The sequence below is a fragment of the Zestomonas ipomoeae genome (assembly GCF_057128665.1).
Genome location: NZ_JBSKHQ010000001.1, coordinates 748,741 through 768,226 on the forward strand (window position 1 = coordinate 748,741; position 19,486 = coordinate 768,226).

Genomic DNA, 19,486 nt, shown 5'->3' on the forward strand with positions numbered 1-19,486 from the left:
TTGAAGAACCAAGAAATTCTGAGATTAATGACAACAAGCGCTACGACTACTGAACCTTCAGCTTAATCTTCCCGCTCATCGTGCGCAGCGGCGCATCGAGCACCTCGATGCTCCACTCCAGATCGAGCCCGGTAAAATCAAAACCGCCGCGCAAATCGACAGGATTGAGGGAGTCTGGACGCATGACTGCCAGCAAGGTGAGACGCCCAGGCACATCCTGCCTGACCTGCAGGTGCAAGAGTTGATCGAAAGCAGAATGATGGCGACCAAAAATAATCGAGGTGAGCGACAGTCGACGCTGCTGGCGATCGAGAACAAAATCCCCGACACGCCCTTCAGAAATGCGGAACGCAAGCGAGCCGCCCCCGCTAGAAACAGGCTCGACCAGATCGCCGGTGTCGTAGCGAATGAATGGATGTACTCGATTGTGCAATGAGGTACTCACTAATCGATGCCCTTCGCTGTCGCTCTCGCCGCCTATGGCTTCCGCATAGCCGTAAGAAGCAAAGCTCTGATAGACACCCAGTGCCGTCTCGCGCGCCAACAGCGCCATCTCACTGTGCCCATACCAACTCACGATGTTTGAAGAAAGTATTCTTGAAATCGGCTCACGGTAAACAGGAGCGGGGAACTCGGACCCCAACAAGGCTCCATAAAGACGCTGACGAAAAACGGTTGCGCCCTCACCTGCCTGCTCCAGCGCATGAGCAAAGTCGGCAACCAGGCTTGGATACCCATGAACCCAGCGAAAGACATGTCTGCGAGATAATTCAAGAACAGCCCGGACCACCTTCGACATGGAGGCATTCGCATTCACGATGAATTCGTTGTGGCGAGGATGAAAAGTAACAGGTGCGTCAGTCTTAAAGTAGACGCCACCGAAGCGCAACTTTAGATGCGTTGAACGATATCCCCTGGACTCCCATACGCGATGCATATGAGCCCACTCCAACCCCGTGGCTCCTGATGGCAAGAAGAAGGTCAATGGCTCGCCCGAGGTTCCCCCCGTATTGCAAACCACACCCACTCCCCGCGTCGCACTGCGTGATACCAGTGAAAACGCCTGAAAATCACTTTTCTTCACGATCGGCACAAGAGACCAATCGTTCAGGCATTTGAAATCTCCCACCTCAAAGCCTTGGGTCCGATAAAAGGAACGGTAGAACTCGACATGCTTAACTGCCGTTTCCAGCAAGGCCCGCAACCTGCAATACAGTTGCTTCTCCCATAGCTCAGGCTCAAGCGTCTCGATCGCCGAGAGCATCCTCTTCTCTCGCAAATAACCAAAACCCATACGCAAGAAGTTTGGGGTATAGGAGAGCGGAACTGAAAACCGCTCCGTCGCATCGAGGGCCGCGTCCCTTAATCGCATACAAGGTTCACCACATAGACAATTGGGTTCTTCAATCACTCGAACTGCATCAGCATCCGGAAAGACCGATGGCCCGGTAGCAGGCCAGAATATCGCGAGCCACCACCTTGGCATCATGATATTTCTCGGTATATCGACGACTGTCCTGGGCCAAACTGGCACGCCTGGCTGGGTCGCAGATGAGCGCTTTCACAACGGAACCAATCGTATCGGGATTAGCACTCACCAACGGCATGTCTGCGGGATAACGCTCCAGAAGATCTGGGCGAATATAGGTCACCGTAGGTTTTCCGGCCGCCATCGCCTCGACGGCGGTCACTCCATGAGAGCCACAGCGAAGTTCATCTATGTACACATCGCAAGCCGACAACTCCTGATAAAACTCTTTCTGCGTCAAGCGCCGCTTCAAGCGAAACTCGAAAACCAAGCCCTCGGCTCGCAATTGCTCCATGGCCGAGACGATATGTTCGGTTCCCTTCACATAGGGCTCTGTCGGCACATGCAAAAAAACAGGTGGCCGGTCAGTGTTTGGCGCAACGAAATCAAACCGCCCAAGATCCACTGGCTGCCGAAACGTGAACACCTTGTCAAAGTAAGGCGCCACGTACTCTTCCATCTCACAGTCCGTCGCGGCGTAGCGAATGTACCGGGAGATGGATTTTAGATAGCGCCTGATCGATTCGTCACGCTGCGGGTCGCTCGGCCGGAAGAAGTAAGGATTCTTCGCACGTGCCATCTCGACAATCCGGGCGTCACCGCCACCAAAACTGACGATCATCGGTACACCACATGCGTCCAGATACCGCCCCTCAAGCAGATGATGCGCGCTGCCGCGCAGCAAATGACTGCCATGATAATGGACAAGCGAGTAATTTCTGGGGACAGTGCTCAGAAAGGAAGCACGCTGCACAGCCTTTAACAAGCGATTGCCACCCTGTCGACTAATGGCTTCATGATAAGGAAGCTTACGATCCAGATCATGAACGTCGACCTCCTCCGGAATGATGTTGATCGAACGACATCCGATCGCTGTTAGCGCCTCAGCCAAGGTATAGGGCCACGCCGCGAGGCTTCCGTACTGCAATACAGGTCTTGAAGTAAAATCCATATCAAGACTTGGCCGTATATTTCATGTAAAAGCTCTTCGGTACCAACTCCATCTTATACATCAACCAGAAAAATGGGCGCAGCCTTTCAAACGTCTTCTTGTACGTTTCATAATCACGGTACGTCTTCTTGGGAAGATTCATCAAATGATCAAATTCCGCATCCGAAAAGCCAAGACGCTTCTTCGTGAACTCGACAAGGTCAGATTCAATGTATGGAGGCTCATTCATCAACTGTAGCGCTTCTTCGCGAGTCATCCAGCCATTTCTGCAATATGCAGAATAGCCTGCAATACGAAAATCTATATTCCAACGTGTAGGCAAGAAGTAACTGTGATAAAACGCCGTGAAGCGATTTTCGAGGTGGTGTCCGCCGTACCATTGCCAGCCGTACTTTTCTGCAAGCATCTTCTTCGCCGCTTCCTTGTCATAGTCCATGTAATACAACGGCCTGACCTTCTTGATACCACTAAATGTCATCCAGCGAATGAAGTCCTTGAACCACAGATTGGGGAAAGTCTTCATTGGCACACTACCGAACTGACGATGGACGGAATCGATGTACTTGCCATCCATATAAATCCAGCCGAGCGGCGCAACCCCTTCGGTGCGAAAGGAATGCCCCTCGATCATGTACTTGATGCCAAACTTCTCAGCAGCTTTATACAGTGTGGTGGCCAGCCCGATATCCGTTGGCGTTTCGAGATCTTTCACCCCAGCCTTGAAGAAAGAGCGATAAATATCATCGTACTCTTTATTATCAACGACGATCGTAAACAAGTCCACATTCAATTTTTCAAGTACGTTATGGATATTCTCTGTAGCGATCGTCGAATTCCAAGTATTATCAAAGTGCGCGGCGAGCAAACGTAACCCATAGACCTCCTTCATCTGGTGAACCAGGAAAGACGAGTCGCAGCCACCGCTCACGCCGATGATGGCGTCATACTTCTTGCCTCGCCCCGCGGCCTTCATCTCTTCGACCATCTTTTCCAGGCGAACCTTGCCTTCTGCTCCGGTCGGGTACTCCTGTTCGAGGCCTTCGATTTGACGACAGTAGTTACACACACCCGCCTCATCGAAATGGATGTTCGGAACACTTTCATCGTAAATACAGCGTGTGCAGATAACTTCATTCATATCAATTCAACCTAGATAACTCACCTGATCTTTGCGCGTTGGAAATTTGATCAATACACCCAGATCTTTACCCTGAAAAACGGCCATACTACCAATCGCGACTGCCGAGGCACCGGCACTCTTGACCGCGGAACGCACGTCATCCAACGACCCGGCTCCGCCTGTTGCAACGACTGGAATGCTGACGGCACGGCTCACATCTTCAATTAACTTGAGGTCGAAACCAGCCCAGGTGCCATCCTGATCTACAGAATATAGAATGAGTTCACCTGCGCCCTGCTGCTCCAGCGATCTCGCAGCCTCTACAGGGCTTAACTTAGTGTCCTGGCCCGCATTTCGAATACGAACGGAATGACGCCCAAACAGGTTCTTCTTGACATCCAGAGTGACCACCACCGCCTGCGAACCAAATTCGTCGGCGGCCTGTTTCACGAGACCGGGAACTTCGAATGCCGCCGCACCGAGAGATATCTTCTCGATACCGAGGGCAAACAGCCGCCGCATGTCCTCGATGTTGCGAACACCGCCTCCGTAGCAAATTGGCATAAAACACTCAGTGACCAATTTTTCGAGAGTCTCGAAATCTATACCCCGGTTTTGGCTGGTCGCATGGATATCTAGCAATACAAGTTCATCAACCTCTTTCTGGTTGAAAATCCGCACAGCGTTGACCGGATCGCCAACATACGTTAGCGACTTGAACTTAACCGTTTTAACCAGCGCACCGCCACTCATGAGGAGGCACGGCATGAGTCGTGTTTCAAGCATTTCTCAGAGCTCGATAAAATTCTTCAGAAGCTGCATGCCGTATCTATGACTTTTCTCTGGATGAAACTGCACACCCATGACATTGCCACGCTGGACACCAGCGGCAAAGTCAATGCCATAGCGCGCGCTGAAAAGAACGTCCTCGGGGTTGTCACAATCATAGAAATAGGAGTGCACGAAATAAAATCTGGCATCCTGATCCAGGCCGTTGGCCAGCGAATGCTCACGGACGGCACGCACTCGATTCCAGCCCATGTGGGGAATCTTTAACGATGAGCATTCACCATCAAACTTGAATTTTTGCACTGCGCCGGGAATAAGGCCAAGCCCCGGAATGGAACCCTCTTCACTGTGCGTTGCCAGCAACTGCATGCCCAGACAGATACCAAGAAAATTGACACCTGCGGCTGCGCGCTCTTGCAGAACATCAACCAATCCCAAGTTTTTCAACCGGGTCATCGCATTATCAAAGCTACCTACACCAGGTAGCAATATTTTTTCAGCGCTCGCGAGACCATCCAAACTTCCCGTGGCAGTAGCCTGGCCGCCGGACTTACGAATCATATTAACAACGGAGCCAATATTACCAGCACCATAATCCACGACTGTTATCATGCTCAACGCTCCGGAGCCTAAGCGCAACACACTATCCGACCAAGAAATTACTTAATCTTAGCTTCAAAGAGCCTAAAGCACTTTTCACACCCACCTTAACTCCATCCTCATACATAACTTGCAGGATGCGTAAAGATCCACTACCGCATGCGACAACAACAGCATCGGAAGCCACCTCAACTACAGAGCCGGGGCTTCCGTAGAACATACGCTCTTCAAGGCTAACCTTTAAGAATATTATTTTCCTCCCATCAGGAGTGTGCGAATAAGCGCCAGGATATGGATGAGCTTGTGCCCGAATAAAATTATTAACGACAGTCGCTGGCTGATGCCAATCTATACGCCCATCCTCTGGAATGCGCATACCACAGTAACTAGCACCTATCGCAGACTGAGAAGACCTTGTGAGATTACCACTTGACCATTTCAGACAAAAATCATCAAGCATGCCAGCCACTAGCTCGTCAGCTTTGCTCAGAGCATCAGCGACGTCTTCATTCTGTTGCAGCGAGAAAAAACGCTGATCGAGAAGATCACCATCATCCATGCCATCAGAAAGAACAAAAAAACTTACACCAATCTCTTCTTCACCATTAATTATTTGCCACACAAGCGGGGCACTCCCACGATATCTGGGCAAAGGAGAGTAGTGAAATCCAAAAAACTCCGTACTCTCAAACTCCCGAACACGAATTATCTGGTACCAACCATGAACAACAACTCCAGACGGCGATAACCGATGCAGAACCGCCTCGACCTCTTCGCGCCCACCGACCACATACAATGTTATTCCATAGGAGGAGGACAGAGCCTGAAAGTCAGCAAGAACACTTCTAGAATCAGAAACATCATTCGGACACAATACCGCACGAACACAACCAGAAGGCAACCGCTCCAAAAGGCGCTTGAGCGCGTTAAGTCCTGCTCGCTTACTCCCCATAAAAACGAGAGGTTTAACACTCATTGACTTACACCAAGTTTCATTCGAATGGCGTCAACTACTTGCTCGCAATCCAAATCAGCATAACAAGGCAACGTAATTGTATTCTCTTCCAGCCAGCGCGCATTTGCATTATTAACCCCGTATTTATTCGCAAAATACGTTGTGGCGCTCAGCGCGTAGGTGCCAATCGTCGACTCGACGCCCTTCTCCCTCAATGCGACGATCAAGGCATCTCGAGAACACCCCGGGGGAACCTTAAAAACCAGCGACTGGACGTTGTATTCGACCGTCTCACCGACGTACTGAGCAATGAAACCGAGTGGCGCCAGCAACTCCATGTATGTCTGTCGGACGCTATTTCGCTGCTCGATGATTGTGTCAATCTTCGCCAGCTGTTTACGCCCCATAGCCGCCTGTAACTCTGGCAGGCGAAAGTTGTAGCCGTAGTCCACGAAGTCAAGGGCGTTGCCCTTCATCCCTTTGGCGCCGTGGGCCAACTTGATATCGAACCATCCGGCCCAATCACCGCGGTTGGTGGTGATTGCGCCCCCCTCACCCGTGCTGATGAGTTTTCGCGGATGAAAGCTAAAGCAGGTCAGGTCCGCGATAGCGCCGCAGCGTTGACCTTTCTCAGAACTGCCTATCGCACAGGCGGCATCCTCGATAAGTGGCACGCCATGGTGACGACATAGTTCAAGTATCCGATGCAGCCCTGTGGGGTTACCTAGCGCATCGACATAGATAACCGCCTTGGTCCTCGGAGTCATCAGCGCTTCCAGAGCCTCTGGAAGCATGTTGAAGGAGTCCAGGGAAACATCCGCAAAAACCGGCGTAGCGCCCAAGTCCTCCACCACGTTCGCGGTCGCTGGGAAGGAGAAGTCAGACACGACGACCTCGTCCCCAGGACCGACATTCAACAGCTTCAGGCACATCCACAGCGCAGTGGTTGCCGATGTAGCGAGAAATGCATGCCCTGCACCAGTGAGCTGCATGAGGTCGTGTCGAAATGCCTCGACCTGCGCGCCACGAGTGAACATGCCGCTCGCAAAGATTTCACGAAAATCCGCTTCGACTTCTTCGAACTCGATATAGGGCTTCATCAGACGGATTCTATTCATGATGACCTCCCAATCCGATTGACATACCAGTCAAGTGTTTCCTTCAAACCGGTATCAAAATCAGTCAGCGAATAATTGATCAGCGTATGTACTTTTTCATTGCTGGCGTTATGGCAAAGCACATCGGCTTGACGAGCGGCCTTGCGGGTAATGTCGCCCATATAGCCGAGGGTGGTACAAATTCGCGTCACCAGTTCGCCGATGGCGATCTGATTATCGGTAGAAATGTTCACCGATTCACCGGCGGGGAGCACCTCGAACAGTTTGACCACCGCATCGACCGTGTCGTGAACATAAATGAAGTCCCGGCTCTGCGTGCCGTCACCGTGAATTTCGGGGATACCGCCCGTCAATACCCGCCAGGCAGTGATCGGAATGACACCGGCCAACATGCCACGGTAGTTCTGCCGTGGGCCATAGTTATTGAAGGGGCGCACGATGATCGCATCCAGCTCGAACATCCGGACGTAACTTTCCACTGCCAAGTCGGCGGCAGCCTTGCCGGCCGCATAGGTGGTGGTTGGATTACGTGGATGGTGCTCGTCCATGGGTTCGTAAACAGCCGAACCATAGACCTCCGATGTGGAGAAATGACACAGAGTTTTGAATGCACCGCGACGCTGCTGCTCGAGCAAATTCAAGGTAACGGTAACATTGGTATCGAAGGCGTTGGCCGGGTTCAGGAACGAATAATTCAGCGCTTTGGTAGCGCAATTGAAGACAATATCAATCGCATGGCGGCTGAATATGTAATCCAAACTGGTCGGCAGTTCCGCATCATCCCGGTAGAACGCAACCTTCCCGCTCGCCATGGCCTCGGACAGATTATCCTCCGAACCGACGAACAGGTTATCGATTACCACAACCTGCTCTGCGCCTTCTAGCAGAAGGCGATCCACCAAGTGACTACCAATGAATCCAGCCCCCCCCGTAACCAAAACCGTCTGGCCAGCAAGCGTACGTTTGAAAGTCATGCAATCACCGCTTTCTGAATTTGATCACAGATTTCCATGGCGGCGAGGCCTGCCCGTTCATTCGGGAACTCTGCCGGGCGCTCTCCGTGGCAACTGGCGATGAACGCCTGAAGTTCGGTAAGCAGGGCCTCTTGCGGCCTGACCTCCACAGCCTCCTGTATTGCGGAGATGGTGTAGGGCTGGCCCTCGACCTGACGAATTTCCGACTGCCTGTTGATGATGATCTCTTTACGCAGCAACTCGCAGTCAACAAACATGTCGCGGCAAGTCGCTTCGATCAGGCGTTTCTTCTTATCGGTGATGCGGCTGGCCTGGATACGCGAAAAACGCCCATTTTCATGGGTGATCAGAGCCGAGGCGAAATCGATCATTTGTTCCTGAGCGAAACCATGCGCCGCGACCGACGATGCCGGCCCGTTGAGGTACAACGCCAAGTCGATGTCGTGGATCATCAAATCGGTGACCACATCGACATCGGTAATACGAGCGCTCAGCTTGTTCGTGCGAGTGAAATCGATGCTGATCACCTGCTGAGCTTTGTCGAGCACGCTCTTCAAACCTTGCACCGCAGAATTGAATCGTTCGATGAATCCCACTTGCAGATTGAGGCCATGCTCCACAACGAAGTCGGCAATTTGTTTCGCCTCCTCCAGCGTATCGGCGAGCGGTTTCTCGACAAAGATATTGCGCACCTTAGTCGCAACGAGGCGTATGTAATCAGCATGGGTGACAGTAGGCGTACAGATGACCACCGCATCGGCCAAGTCCAACGCGTCGACAGGGTTACTCACCGCGCGAACGTCGTATTGAATGCCAAGACGCTGGGACAATGTATCGTTCGCGTCGGAAATAAATACAAGCTCGACGCTTTTCAGCATGGATAGCACACGCAGATGGTTCTGTCCCATCCTGCCCAAACCAATCAGGCCCACCCTCAATGCAGCTTCACTCATTTCAATCTTCACCGGTGACGCGGTTCCCCGCTTTGTCGATTTTTGCTACGGCACGTGCCGGGTTACCCATGACCAAAGTATATGGCTCCACGTCTTTTGTGACCACGCTGCCGGCAGCGACCATCGCGTACTTGCCAATGGTTATGCCGCAGACGATCGTGGCGTTGGCCCCAATACTTGCGCCCTCCGCCACATAAGTCGGGGTAATTTTCCAGTCTGCGTTGAAGGCACGCGGGACTTTGTCGTTGGTGAAGGAAACATTAGGGCCTACGAATACATCGTCGCCAATTTCAACGCCGTTATAGACAGAGACGCTGTTTTGAATCTTGCATCGATGACCGATTTTTACGGCGTGATCAATATAGACGTCTTTCGAAATGACGCAGCCTTCGCCGATACTTGCATTTTCGCGGACCTGTACATTAATCCAAACTTTGCTTCCATTGCCGATGCTGGCGTGTGGCGAGACATTAGCGCTGGGGTGTACAAACACATCTGTCGACATTGTAAACCTCACTGCCCAGTGGCGACACGTACCACCTCGAGCACACGCTCGAGTTCGGTGACAGTCATGTAAGGGAAAAGAGGTAAATTGAGCACCGAGGAGCACAGAGTCTCCCCTTCGGTGCCGCCGAAATGCCCCTTGTGGAAGCCTCGCGCTCCCTCTTGCAGGGACATGACGCCAGGGTAGATATTGCCGAAGCCTATTCCTGCCTCCTTGAGTACACGCTCGAGCGCAGCTTTCTGGCTCGGGTCGCGCATTAGGCAAACGTTGCAGTAGCCATTCTCCCGATATCCCGCGGGCGGTAGCATCACCTCAATCCCAAGGCGTGGCAATTCCCGCTGGTAGAAAGCCGCGGACTGCTGGCGCGAGGCAATGCGGGCATCGAGATGCTCGAGGCTAAGATTAAGAAACGCAGCCTGCAGGGAGTCGAGCCGAGAATTCCAGCCCACATCACCATACCCATAGTGCGCGGTTCGGCCGTGGTTAGCCAAGCGGCGGACTTTATCGGCAAGCTCCGCATCATTAGTAAACACGGCCCCACCGTCACCCGCCCCGCCCAAGACCTTCGCCGGATAAAAGGATGTCGTAGATATCTGCGCCCCGGAATAAATGGACTGGTCTTTGTAGCTGACACCAAAGCACTGGGCGCCATCTTCCAGCAACATGACGCCATGCGCCTGGCAGAGTGCTCGGATATCGTTCAGCCGGGCAGTGCCCCAACCATAAAGATGCGCCAGCACCACGACTTTTGGCTTGACCTTGACCAACGCCTCCTCCAGCGCACCGAAGGCAACACCACCGTCGCGCAAATCCGCATCCAGTGTCGCGGGGTCGGCGCCCACGTTGACGACAGCCTCGAACGTTGCCCAGAACGTCACGTTAGGGACGAGCACCACATCGCCGCGCCCCACACCGAGGGCTCGCAACGCCAACTGAATGGCATCGGTGCCATTAGCGCAGGTTACAGCGTGTTTCACACCAAGCTTGCTCTGTAGGTGAGATTCAAGCCGGCTGACCTCCGCCCCACCGATGAACTGAGTATTCGCGGTCATGGCCGCAATTTTTTCATTCCAGGCGTCCAGAAAACCGTCTTCAAAACGCTTCAAATCGATGAAGGGAACCTTTACATCAGAGTGCTTCATAGCGTGCCTTCCCGTTAGAGGCCAGACTTTTCCACTGCCGAGCGGAATAGTTTTTGTATTTAAGCATCGGTCTTTCAATAAAAAACCAAGACATGATTGCGCACATCAGGACTAAAATGGCGGCGCCCACGAATCCGCCACTACCCAGCCATTCATAATGAATGAATGCATATATAATCGGCATGTGATAGATGTATATTCCATACGAAAAATCATTGCCTTTCAACAGCCCGCGGGCCAGACCAGGGAATGAATGGGCCATTGAAAAAACCGCGAGCGCCAAGAAAGGATAAACGAAAATGCTCAGAATGGAAGAATGTACACTGTTGGCGCTATGGCCGGCTACACTCAGGCCATATCGAAAAAAAACATAAAGACTCAAGAACAAGATGCCGCGCCCGCTCGTTACTTGCAACAGACGATCACGCCAACAATAGGCCAACACGCCGAAAAGAAAAAAATAGCCGTTGGCAAGAATCGACGAATATAAAGTCGGATAGAGCCATGGATGCAATGAGCCGCCCTGATGCGCTACCCATGCATGAACGGCACCTGACAGGATGATCATGACGATTATTAAAAAGGAGCGCTGTAACAAACCCTGTATTCGTCGAGCAAGAAAAAACCCTACCAACGGTACCAAAAGATAAAACTGTAGTTCCGTTGAGATTGACCAAAGCGCTCCGTTCGCCACTCCAGTGCCGACGGCGCCAACAAACTGGAAGATAGTTCCATTGAAAAAGAGCCATAACAATGTCTTGGAAACTAAATTGCTTTCCGCCAAACCACCTTGAATGGCCACGAGCCCGAAGCTTACGAACAGACAAATCCAGAGCCCTGGAAAAATCCTAATGGCTCGATTTCGAAGAAATTCGACGGTAGAAGGTGATCGTGCAAACGACGATACGATGAGATAGCCGCTGACGAAAAAAAAGATCGGCACCCCAGGAAACCAGTCCATGACTTCCATAACAGTGGGCGACAACGGCATCTCCAGCCAAAAGACAGCGTGCATCAGCATGACCTGCACAGCCGCGAGCAGTCGAATCAGATCAAAGTTATTATCGCGCAGCATCGAATTGCCCATGAATCATGTCATCCACTTCGAATGCGATGCGTGTGCTTTGGGACTGCTGCCACAGGGGAATGGGCCAATCCGCCTCACCTTTGATCGCGCGAGCGAACGCGACCAGTTCCTCTAGCTGCCCCTTGTCGGAAGCGCGGGTCGAGAAGGGCTTCTGACGCGCACCGGATATATCTAGCAGCCGGTAATCATCGAGCGATATAACGGTACCATCCACGAATATCTCCATCGTTTCCTTGGAAAATTCGGTACTGCCCAAAGCGGTATAGGTCAGGCTTGCAATCGAGCCATCGGCAAAGGTGAGTGTGGCGATGAAATTATCGGAAGCAGAATAGTATCCCGTCGCTGGCATGATCGAGTTAGCATGCACACGGGTCACTTCGGCGCCGGTGAAAAAGGTGAACAAATCGTAGATATGACAGGCCTCACCACGATTCCGGCCACCACCCTCCTCTCCGTGAACCCAGTGATCCAGCGGAATATAGCCAGCGTTCATTCGATAGTTGATAACCATCGGATTCGAGCGCAGCGCCAGGCGCTCGGCGATGCGCTTGGCATAGGGAGAAAAACGACGATTGAAGCCTGTGAGCAAGATAGGCTTCGCCGTGTTCTCGCCGTCAGTGTAAAACGCCTCGATAGCAGTTAACTCTGTCTCCGTCAGCGCGAGCGGCTTCTCTAGCAGCACGTGCTTGCCGGCCAACAGTGCCTCAAGCGCGATGCTGGCGTGCGAATCATGTCGGGTAGCAATGATGACCGCATCGATGTTTTCATCCCGAAGCACCTCCCGATGATCGGTGGTGCAGTATTCCGCGCCAAAGCGCTTGCCCGTCGAGGCTGCGTTATGACCGGTTCGGCTAACCACGGCTCTAAGCTGGTACAGAGAACCCAGCTCCGCAAGATTCGGCAGGTGCATTCCCTTGGCAAACCCACCCGCACCAATGAGTGCAACCCGGATGATACCTTCCCTGGTTGCAGTCGCTGGAGACGAGAGCTGAACTTTGCGTACCTCGGAGGGCTCGCTACTTGGATACGACAGCAGAACCATCAGAGGCTTGTGGCTACCGGTTTTCAACGACTCATAGGCAGCCGCCACGTTGTCGATAGGGTATACCGCCGAGACGAGCGACTTGACGTCGATCACGCCGTCAGCTAGCAGGCGAAGGTACTCCGCCATGTTCCGAGTCTCTGTCCAACGAACATAGGCGACGGGATAATCGACCCCACCCTCTTCGTAGCGCTCATCGTAACGCCCCGGGCCGTAGGACGTTGAAATCAGGAAGTCGAGCTCCTTGACATAGAAATCGGCACGCTGCAGGTTCAGCCCAACATCGCCTACCAGCACCACACGCGCTTTCTTGCGACACATCTGGAAGGCACTGGAAATAATCGCATTAGAAGGCCCCGCTGCGGTGATGATCACCCCATCAGCACCTACACCATTGGTCAGTCGTGCAACTTGGAGCACGTCGTTCACATCATCGGGATGAACGCCCCAGCGCATACCATGTTGCCTAGCGCGGTCAAGACGCTCACGATCCAGATCAATGCCAATAACCTGACATCCGTTGGCACGCAGCAATTGAACGGTCAGTTGTCCAAGAATACCCAGGCCGACGACGACGAAGGTTTCACCCAGAGTCGGATTGGCACGACGGATACCCTGCATGGCGATCGCCCCCAGGGCGACAGAAGAAGCCACGTCCAGATCAACCTTATCGGGTACCGCGACCACCAGATTCTTTGGAACACGCACCACCTCGGCGTGGTAAGCGCATTGGGCGCCGGCACACGCGACCCGGTCGCCGGGGGCGAACTCGTCGACATCGTCGCCAACGGCAATGACGATGCCGGCCGCCGAATAGCCGCTTGGCAATTCGACCCCCAAACGGTCTTGGACTAGTCGGCGAGTCTGCGCAAGGCCATCGGCAAGCACCATGTTGACTACTTTTTTGACATTCTGCGGTTGCTTTAGCGCGCGCTTCCAAAGGGGCAGGCCGGACGAGCGGATACCGGACATTTCAGTACCGATCGAGATGCAGGAATGGTCTATCCGAATCAGAACCGTACCGGGCTCCACTAGGGGGGCGGGAACCTCCTCAAGCCGAACAGTTCCACCCCTGACCAGGACTTGCTTCACTGCCATACACCCCTAGTGTCAATCACGATCTTGTCCGACAATACTGTAGAATCAATACACTTAAATTGCTGATGATCGACAAGCAAAACAAGAATATCAGCTTTTTTCACCGCGCTATCAAAATCCGTCTTTTCAACATGTAACTGCCCCTGAAACTTTTCAGGCAGTCTATCTACATAAGGCTCCACGACAAGAACGCTCCCTTGATGCTGCTCGATCACTTGCTCACAAATTGAGAGCGCAGGACTTTCACGCAAGTCATCAATATCTGCTTTGAACGCTAATCCAAAGCAGGCCACAACCGCCCTCCGCCCCAGACTACGCTCACTAACCTCGATAGCCTCTACAATTTTCCTCATAACCCATATTGGCTTCCCGTCATTTACCAGGCGAGCCATATGGATCAAACGAGCACTTTGGGGAGCCGAGTCAACGATAAACCAAGGATCGACAGCAATACAATGACCACCAACTCCCGGCCCGGGATTTAAGATATTAACTCGCGGATGGCGATTAGCTAACCCAATCAGCTGCCACACGTCGACACCAAGCTCATCACAAACTATTGAAAGCTCATTAGCAAAAGCTATATTTACATCACGAAACGCATTCTCTGTTAACTTCGTCATTTCTGCAGTTCGAGCATCGGTTTCGATGCACTGCCCACGAACGAATGTTTCGTACAAAACACGAGCACGAGACGCACAGTGCTTAGACAAACCACCTATAACGCGATCATTCTGAACCAACTCGGATACTATTTTTCCAGGAAGCACCCGCTCAGGACAATAGGCCAAATAGACATCCGGCTCCCCCCCTTTAGCCGGAAAAACCAGATCTGGACGATAAGATGAAAGCCAACCAGCCAACTTTTCGGTAGTACCGACAGGAGAGGTAGACTCTAAAATAACCAGACTTCCTTTACATAGATGTGGCGCAATAGCCTTAGCCGCTTGCTCCACAAAACTAAGATCCGGCTCCCGTTGATTTTTAAAAGGCGTTGGAACAGCTATGATAAAAGCATCCGCCTGCTCGGGAGTTTGAACTGCTCGCAAATTACCCGACGCAGCAGCAACGCGAACTAAGCCATCCAGATCAGGCTCGACTATATGAACCTCTCCTCGATTAACGATATCTCTAACATGTGGATTGACCTCGACACCAACCACCCTATGCCCCACGCTAGCCAGCACCGCAGCAGTAGGAAGGCCAATATAACCGAGCCCGACCACAACGATGTTTTTTTTATTTAAACTCATGAACTCCCTCTTTGCCTTCAAGAATCGCAACTATGCGCTCAGCAGCCTTGCCATCACCATATGGATTGTGCGCTGCAGACATACGCTCATAATGCCTAGAATCAGTTATCAGACGCGCACTTTCTTCGTATATGCGCTGCTCATCCACACCAACCATGAGCACAGTACCTGCAGCAACGGCTTCTGGGCGCTCAGTATTTTCTCGCATTACAAGCACAGGCTTACCTAGAGATGGCGCCTCTTCTTGGACCCCACCAGAATCCGTTAATATAAAATAAGCATGAGTCATTAAAGAAACGAAAGAAACATAATCCAACGGCTCGATAAGATGTATATTAGAAACACCACTTAACAAGCCATAAACCGGCTTCATTACATTAGGATTCGGATGAACCGGATAAACGACTGAAACTTCGAACTCAAGAGCAATGCGGCGCAAGGCTCGGCACACACCTTCAATACCTTCCCCGAAATTTTCGCGCCGATGACCAGTGACCAAGATCATTTTTTTGTCCTTCCATACATTTGAGGAAAGACCCGAATCCGCGTCATGATCCGCACTGACACCCAATTTTTCGACAGCCTGACTCAGCGCATCAACAACAGTATTCCCTGTTACCCATACACACTCTGGATGAACCCCCTCTCTCAGTAAGTTTTCCTTAGCCATCTGTGTTGGTGCAAAATGAAAGCTCGCTAAACGTCCAGTAAAAACTCGATTCATTTCCTCTGGCCAAGGAGAGCGAAAATCCCCAGTACGCAGACCCGCCTCTACGTGGGCGACCGCAATCTTTCGGTAAAAAGCCGCAAGAGCTGATGCAAAGCTCGTAGTTGTATCTCCATGCACCACAACCAAATCCGGCTCAAGCACATCGATAACTCCAGCGACCGCTGAAAGCACATCTGCAGTGACATTCGCCAAACCCTGGTTGAAACGCATCAAATCAAGATCATAATCTGGAACCAAATCAAAAAAATCCAAGACCTGATCCAACAGGTGACGGTGCTGAGCCGTCACACAAACATAAACACGGAAGCAAGCAGCATTCTTTAGCGCGCGAACAAGAGGTGCCATCTTTATGGCCTCAGGGCGAGTACCAAAAACAATGAGTATCTTTTTAAACTCAGACATAACACCTCGCAAAAATTAGAAAAAAATAAAAGCAAGAATTTGAATTATAGTTTCATCCTTTAGGCGCCAAAATCGACATGAAAACATTGGCGAGGGCGGTAAGAGGCGCGCAATGATAAAGGCCAGGCTGGTTTTGTGAAAGCGTACTGCGACTAAGGGCTCAGGCCTCCTCCAGCGACTAAGACTACGCATTCGGTCAACTCCAGCATCGCGCCGGCGCTATCTCCCGTGGTGCCGCCCAAGCGTTGCAATAGATGATGACGTAGGCAGCCAAACAAAAGTGCGGCATAGGTCAGCATCGCCAGCCCGTATCCCCAGAGTGGAATGCCGCACGCCAGGACACTGGCTATGAACACGAACCAACCTGCCCTACGCGGCAGCCAGTTGCTCAAGCTTCGACCAAGTCCCTCCGCCCGCACATAAGGCGTGGTGAGGAACAAGGCGAGGACGGCGCTCCGCGCCAGCAGGGGCGCGACCAGCAAGACTGGCCAGTGCTCGGCTTCGATCACGGCGACCAAGGCGGTGAACTTCAACAAAAGCACGAGAACCAGCGCGACGACAGCCATCGGCCCGCTCCGCGGATCTTTCATGATGGCCAGGGTGCGTTCGCGGTCGCCACGGCCGCCGATCCAGGCGTCGACGGTGTCGGCCAGGCCGTCCAGGTGGAGGGCGCCGGTGATCGCGACCCAGGCGGTTAGCAGGATGGCGGCGTGGACCAGGTGGTGGGTGCCGACAGCGTCGAGCAGAAGATGCAGGAGTATCAGGAGCAGGCCGATCAGCAGGCCCACGGCCGGATACCAGAGCAGTGAGCGGCCGATGTCTTGCGGGATAGGCGCGGATTTCAGGTGGACGGGGATGATGGTGAGAAACTGCAAGGCGATCAGGAAGGGCTGCATGGATGGTCCGTTGCTATGTTTCGGTTCGAATGAAGTCGGGCCATACCATGGGAATCCGAGGCATAGGCTGGTTTGACTGGCCGTGTATTGCCACCGACTAGTGGCGGTTTCCGGCGCTCGCCAAAACCATGGCTGGCCAGGCGTTGTTGCAAGTCTTGTTCAAACCAGACAAGGCTCGCGAAACACCTGCGGCTCTAGCAGCTCCAGGCGATGCAATGTCCCGTGTCCGACCTCGACCTGCAGCAGGTGCTCCCGTGGCAGCGCCCGGGCGCGGGCCAGCAGCAGGCGAATGACGCCGCCATGGCCGACCAGCAGCAGGTGTTCGCCCGCAAAGGTGCGAGCAAGACGCACCAACGCGTCGAGCACGCGCCTTTCGAAATCCGCCACGGGCTCCCCTTCCGGCGGGGTGAACGCATAGGGGTCGGCCCAGAATCGCGCCAGCCCGTCAGCAGCGGTTTCCATCAGTTCGGCGGCACTTCGGCCCTCCCACTCCCCGAAGTGCAGTTCGCGCAGGTCGTGCTCCATGTGCAGCGGAATGCGCAGCTGCGCGGCCAGCTCGCTGGCGAATGCCGCACAGCGCTGCAGCGGCGAGCTGATCACCCGGTCCCAGGGCGCCGCCGCGCCGTCGACGGCCGCGTACATCTGCTTCCAGCCAGTGGGGGTCAGATCATCGTCGAGGCTGCCTCGAAAGCCGCCGCCGCGTTCGGTTTCACCATGGCGCAGCAGATCGATACGCAGTGTCACGCGTCGCGCCCCGCCACGGCCGCTTCGTCGAAGGTGGCCATCGCTTCGTGCAGGCGGCAGGCCAGGCGCAATAGTGGCACGGCGAGGGCAGCGCCGCTGCCCTCGCCCAGGCGCAGGCCGAGTTCGAGCAGCGGCTTGGCCCGCAGCGCCGCCAGCACATGAGCGTGGCCTGGTTCGGCGCCGCGATGGGCGAACAGCAGCCAACTGCGACAAGCCGGGTTCAAACGTGTCGCCAATAGCGCGGCAACGCTGCAGATGAAACCATCCACCAGTATGCTCAGCCCCTGCTGGGCGCAGCCGAGGTAGGCACCCACCAGGGCAGCGATCTCGAACCCACCCAGGAGCAACAGCAGTTGCAGCGGATCGTCCCGGTGCTCGCCATGTAGCGCGAGCGCGCAGTCGATCACCGCCGCCTTGTGGGCCACGCCCTCGGCATCCAGGCCAGTGCCAGGGCCGACCAGCGCGCCCGCCGGCAGACCCAGCAGGGCACACGCCAGGGCACTGGCGGAAGTCGTGTTGCCAATGCCCATCTCGCCGCCGATGTACAGCTGGGCGCCGGCTTCCTTGGCGCGCCGCGCGCTGTCATGGCCAGCTTGCAGGGCGATCAGGCACTGACCATAGGTCATCGCCGGGCCGTGCACGAAATTCTGCGTGCCGGGACCGATATGCAGGTGGCGCACTCCCGGCAAGGGCTCCAGCGGTTCGGCGGTGCCCAGGTCGATGATCTCCAGGGCCGCGTCCAACTGCTCGGCGAGCACGCTGATGGCCGCGCCGCCAGTGACGAAGTTGCGCAGCATCTGTCCGGTGACCGCTTGCGGAAAGGCGGACACGCCCTCCGCCGTCACCCCGTGGTCGCCGGCAAAAATCGCAATCCACAGCGCATCCAGTTGCGGGCGCTCGACGCCTTGCATGGCCGCGAGCAGGACGGCCAGCTCTTCCAACTGCCCGAGCGAGCCACTGGGCTTGGTCAGTTGCTGCTGGCGTGCCCGAGCGCATCGTTCGGCATCGGCATCCAGCGGCCGGCAGGCGCCCTGCCACCATTCGAAGCTCATAGCGGTTCTCCTTTCAGGACCATAGGCAGGCCGGCGATGCAGAACAGCACGCGCTGGCAACGTTCGGCCAGGGCTTGGTGCAGCCAGCCGGCCTCGTCCACGTAGCGACGGGTCAGCTCGCCCAGCGGCACCACGCCGAGGCCGGTCTCGTTGCTGACCAGAATGATCTGCCCCGGCAGCTCGCCCAGGCAGGCCAGCAGTGCATCGCGCTCGATGGCCAGGCGTTGCGGATCGTCCAGCAATAATAGATTGGTCAGCCACAGCGTCAGGCAATCCACCAGCAGGCAGCGCCCGGCGTCCGCCTGCTCGCGCAGCACACGCGCCAGTTCCACGGGCTCCTCCACCAGCCCCCAGGCTACCGGGCGGCGGGCCCGGTGGTGCGCAATGCGCGCGGCCATCTCCTGGTCGCGGGCCTGGGAGGTGGCGATGTAGGTGACCGCCAGCCCCGACTCGTTGGCCAGGCGCTCGGCCAGGCGGCTCTTGCCGGAGCGGGCGCCGCCGAGGATCAGTTCACGCATGGGTCTTGCTCCTGGCGCTTCGCTGATG

Annotated in this window: 19 protein-coding genes; all 19 read right to left on the reverse strand. The window is 54.3% G+C overall.

The features are described from left to right. Nucleotides 1-46 precede the first annotated feature (46 nt). The 19 genes from ACWKV7_RS03370 to cobU all read right to left on the reverse strand — a co-directional run bounded on the left by ACWKV7_RS03370 (nucleotide 47) and on the right by cobU (nucleotide 19,458). Nucleotides 47-1,411, reverse strand: a complete 1,365-nt coding sequence (locus ACWKV7_RS03370; RefSeq protein ID WP_483856208.1) for a phenylacetate--CoA ligase family protein — start codon at nucleotides 1,409-1,411, stop codon at nucleotides 47-49. Between the two features lie 10 nt (nucleotides 1,412-1,421). Continuing rightward, nucleotides 1,422-2,480 carry a glycosyltransferase family protein gene (locus ACWKV7_RS03375; RefSeq protein WP_483856209.1) on the reverse strand — a complete coding sequence of 353 codons (1,059 nt, stop codon included), beginning with the start codon at nucleotides 2,478-2,480 and terminating at the stop codon, nucleotides 1,422-1,424. A gap of 1 nt (nucleotide 2,481) precedes the next feature. Next, nucleotides 2,482-3,618: an N-acetyl sugar amidotransferase gene (locus tag ACWKV7_RS03380; RefSeq protein ID WP_483856210.1), complete on the reverse strand. Its 1,137-nt coding sequence runs from the start codon at nucleotides 3,616-3,618 to the stop codon at nucleotides 2,482-2,484. Between the two features lie 6 nt (nucleotides 3,619-3,624). Continuing rightward, nucleotides 3,625-4,386, reverse strand: a complete 762-nt coding sequence (locus tag ACWKV7_RS03385; protein ID WP_483856211.1) for an AglZ/HisF2 family acetamidino modification protein — start codon at nucleotides 4,384-4,386, stop codon at nucleotides 3,625-3,627. A gap of 3 nt (nucleotides 4,387-4,389) precedes the next feature. After that, on the reverse strand, nucleotides 4,390-5,001 hold the full coding sequence (gene hisH, locus ACWKV7_RS03390) for an imidazole glycerol phosphate synthase subunit HisH (RefSeq protein ID WP_483856212.1): 612 nt from the start codon (nucleotides 4,999-5,001) through the stop codon (nucleotides 4,390-4,392). Nucleotides 5,002-5,032: 31 nt separating this feature from the next. Next, nucleotides 5,033-5,965, reverse strand: coding sequence for a methionyl-tRNA formyltransferase (locus ACWKV7_RS03395; RefSeq protein WP_483856213.1), 933 nt, complete (start codon nucleotides 5,963-5,965; stop codon nucleotides 5,033-5,035). After that, on the reverse strand, nucleotides 5,962-7,062 hold the full coding sequence (locus tag ACWKV7_RS03400; protein ID WP_483856214.1) for a DegT/DnrJ/EryC1/StrS family aminotransferase: 1,101 nt from the start codon (nucleotides 7,060-7,062) through the stop codon (nucleotides 5,962-5,964). The genes ACWKV7_RS03395 and ACWKV7_RS03400 overlap by 4 nt, the downstream gene beginning before the upstream one ends. Further along, nucleotides 7,059-8,036 carry a dTDP-glucose 4,6-dehydratase gene (locus tag ACWKV7_RS03405; RefSeq protein ID WP_483856215.1) on the reverse strand — a complete coding sequence of 326 codons (978 nt, stop codon included), beginning with the start codon at nucleotides 8,034-8,036 and terminating at the stop codon, nucleotides 7,059-7,061. Before ACWKV7_RS03405 ends, ACWKV7_RS03400 begins: the two co-directional genes overlap by 4 nt. Continuing rightward, nucleotides 8,033-8,989 carry a Gfo/Idh/MocA family protein gene (locus ACWKV7_RS03410; RefSeq protein ID WP_483856216.1) on the reverse strand — a complete coding sequence of 319 codons (957 nt, stop codon included), beginning with the start codon at nucleotides 8,987-8,989 and terminating at the stop codon, nucleotides 8,033-8,035. Before ACWKV7_RS03410 ends, ACWKV7_RS03405 begins: the two co-directional genes overlap by 4 nt. Before the next feature lies 1 nt (nucleotide 8,990). After that, the gene (locus tag ACWKV7_RS03415; RefSeq protein WP_483856217.1) at nucleotides 8,991-9,494 is read right to left on the reverse strand and encodes an acyltransferase; all 504 of its coding nucleotides are present in this window, start codon (nucleotides 9,492-9,494) and stop codon (nucleotides 8,991-8,993) included. A gap of 8 nt (nucleotides 9,495-9,502) precedes the next feature. Beyond that, a complete protein-coding gene (locus ACWKV7_RS03420; RefSeq protein ID WP_483856218.1) occupies nucleotides 9,503-10,636 on the reverse strand; it encodes a DegT/DnrJ/EryC1/StrS family aminotransferase in 1,134 nt (377 codons plus the stop codon). Continuing rightward, nucleotides 10,623-11,723, reverse strand: coding sequence for an acyltransferase family protein (locus ACWKV7_RS03425; RefSeq protein ID WP_483856219.1), 1,101 nt, complete (start codon nucleotides 11,721-11,723; stop codon nucleotides 10,623-10,625). The genes ACWKV7_RS03420 and ACWKV7_RS03425 overlap by 14 nt, the downstream gene beginning before the upstream one ends. Further along, complete coding sequence (locus tag ACWKV7_RS03430) at nucleotides 11,698-13,737, reverse strand: bi-domain-containing oxidoreductase (RefSeq protein ID WP_483856220.1); 2,040 nt, start codon at nucleotides 13,735-13,737, stop codon at nucleotides 11,698-11,700. Before ACWKV7_RS03430 ends, ACWKV7_RS03425 begins: the two co-directional genes overlap by 26 nt. 116 nt (nucleotides 13,738-13,853) lie before the next feature. Next, complete coding sequence (gene wecC, locus ACWKV7_RS03435) at nucleotides 13,854-15,116, reverse strand: UDP-N-acetyl-D-mannosamine dehydrogenase (protein ID WP_483856221.1); 1,263 nt, start codon at nucleotides 15,114-15,116, stop codon at nucleotides 13,854-13,856. Beyond that, nucleotides 15,103-16,248, reverse strand: coding sequence for a non-hydrolyzing UDP-N-acetylglucosamine 2-epimerase (gene wecB, locus ACWKV7_RS03440; protein WP_483856222.1), 1,146 nt, complete (start codon nucleotides 16,246-16,248; stop codon nucleotides 15,103-15,105). Before wecB ends, wecC begins: the two co-directional genes overlap by 14 nt. Before the next feature lie 152 nt (nucleotides 16,249-16,400). Further along, the gene (locus ACWKV7_RS03445) at nucleotides 16,401-17,144 is read right to left on the reverse strand and encodes an adenosylcobinamide-GDP ribazoletransferase (protein ID WP_483856223.1); all 744 of its coding nucleotides are present in this window, start codon (nucleotides 17,142-17,144) and stop codon (nucleotides 16,401-16,403) included. A 159-nt stretch (nucleotides 17,145-17,303) separates the two neighbouring features. Further along, complete coding sequence (gene cobC, locus ACWKV7_RS03450; protein ID WP_483856224.1) at nucleotides 17,304-17,888, reverse strand: alpha-ribazole phosphatase family protein; 585 nt, start codon at nucleotides 17,886-17,888, stop codon at nucleotides 17,304-17,306. Then, the gene (gene cobT / locus ACWKV7_RS03455) at nucleotides 17,885-18,940 is read right to left on the reverse strand and encodes a nicotinate-nucleotide--dimethylbenzimidazole phosphoribosyltransferase (RefSeq protein WP_483856225.1); all 1,056 of its coding nucleotides are present in this window, start codon (nucleotides 18,938-18,940) and stop codon (nucleotides 17,885-17,887) included. The genes cobC and cobT overlap by 4 nt, the downstream gene beginning before the upstream one ends. Next, nucleotides 18,937-19,458, reverse strand: coding sequence for a bifunctional adenosylcobinamide kinase/adenosylcobinamide-phosphate guanylyltransferase (cobU, locus tag ACWKV7_RS03460; RefSeq protein WP_483856226.1), 522 nt, complete (start codon nucleotides 19,456-19,458; stop codon nucleotides 18,937-18,939). Before cobU ends, cobT begins: the two co-directional genes overlap by 4 nt. Nucleotides 19,459-19,486 lie beyond the last annotated feature (28 nt).

What these genes read in the sequence shown, in the direction of transcription:
- ACWKV7_RS03375 (WP_483856209.1), bottom strand. Translation starts at nt 2,480, where the DNA reads ATGGATTTTACTTCAAGACCTGTATTGCAGTACGGAAGCCTCGCGGCG.
- ACWKV7_RS03380 (WP_483856210.1), bottom strand. Translation starts at nt 3,618, where the DNA reads ATGAATGAAGTTATCTGCACACGCTGTATTTACGATGAAAGTGTTCCG.
- ACWKV7_RS03385 (WP_483856211.1), bottom strand. Translation starts at nt 4,386, where the DNA reads ATGCTTGAAACACGACTCATGCCGTGCCTCCTCATGAGTGGCGGTGCG.
- hisH (WP_483856212.1), bottom strand. Translation starts at nt 5,001, where the DNA reads ATGATAACAGTCGTGGATTATGGTGCTGGTAATATTGGCTCCGTTGTT.
- ACWKV7_RS03395 (WP_483856213.1), bottom strand. Translation starts at nt 5,965, where the DNA reads ATGAGTGTTAAACCTCTCGTTTTTATGGGGAGTAAGCGAGCAGGACTT.
- ACWKV7_RS03400 (WP_483856214.1), bottom strand. Translation starts at nt 7,062, where the DNA reads ATGAATAGAATCCGTCTGATGAAGCCCTATATCGAGTTCGAAGAAGTC.
- ACWKV7_RS03405 (WP_483856215.1), bottom strand. Translation starts at nt 8,036, where the DNA reads ATGACTTTCAAACGTACGCTTGCTGGCCAGACGGTTTTGGTTACGGGG.
- ACWKV7_RS03410 (WP_483856216.1), bottom strand. Translation starts at nt 8,989, where the DNA reads ATGAGTGAAGCTGCATTGAGGGTGGGCCTGATTGGTTTGGGCAGGATG.
- ACWKV7_RS03415 (WP_483856217.1), bottom strand. Translation starts at nt 9,494, where the DNA reads ATGTCGACAGATGTGTTTGTACACCCCAGCGCTAATGTCTCGCCACAC.
- ACWKV7_RS03420 (WP_483856218.1), bottom strand. Translation starts at nt 10,636, where the DNA reads ATGAAGCACTCTGATGTAAAGGTTCCCTTCATCGATTTGAAGCGTTTT.
- ACWKV7_RS03425 (WP_483856219.1), bottom strand. Translation starts at nt 11,723, where the DNA reads ATGGGCAATTCGATGCTGCGCGATAATAACTTTGATCTGATTCGACTG.
- ACWKV7_RS03430 (WP_483856220.1), bottom strand. Translation starts at nt 13,737, where the DNA reads ATGTCCGGTATCCGCTCGTCCGGCCTGCCCCTTTGGAAGCGCGCGCTA.
- wecC (WP_483856221.1), bottom strand. Translation starts at nt 15,116, where the DNA reads ATGAGTTTAAATAAAAAAAACATCGTTGTGGTCGGGCTCGGTTATATT.
- wecB (WP_483856222.1), bottom strand. Translation starts at nt 16,248, where the DNA reads ATGTCTGAGTTTAAAAAGATACTCATTGTTTTTGGTACTCGCCCTGAG.
- ACWKV7_RS03445 (WP_483856223.1), bottom strand. Translation starts at nt 17,144, where the DNA reads ATGCAGCCCTTCCTGATCGCCTTGCAGTTTCTCACCATCATCCCCGTC.
- cobT (WP_483856225.1), bottom strand. Translation starts at nt 18,940, where the DNA reads ATGAGCTTCGAATGGTGGCAGGGCGCCTGCCGGCCGCTGGATGCCGAT.
- cobU (WP_483856226.1), bottom strand. Translation starts at nt 19,458, where the DNA reads ATGCGTGAACTGATCCTCGGCGGCGCCCGCTCCGGCAAGAGCCGCCTG.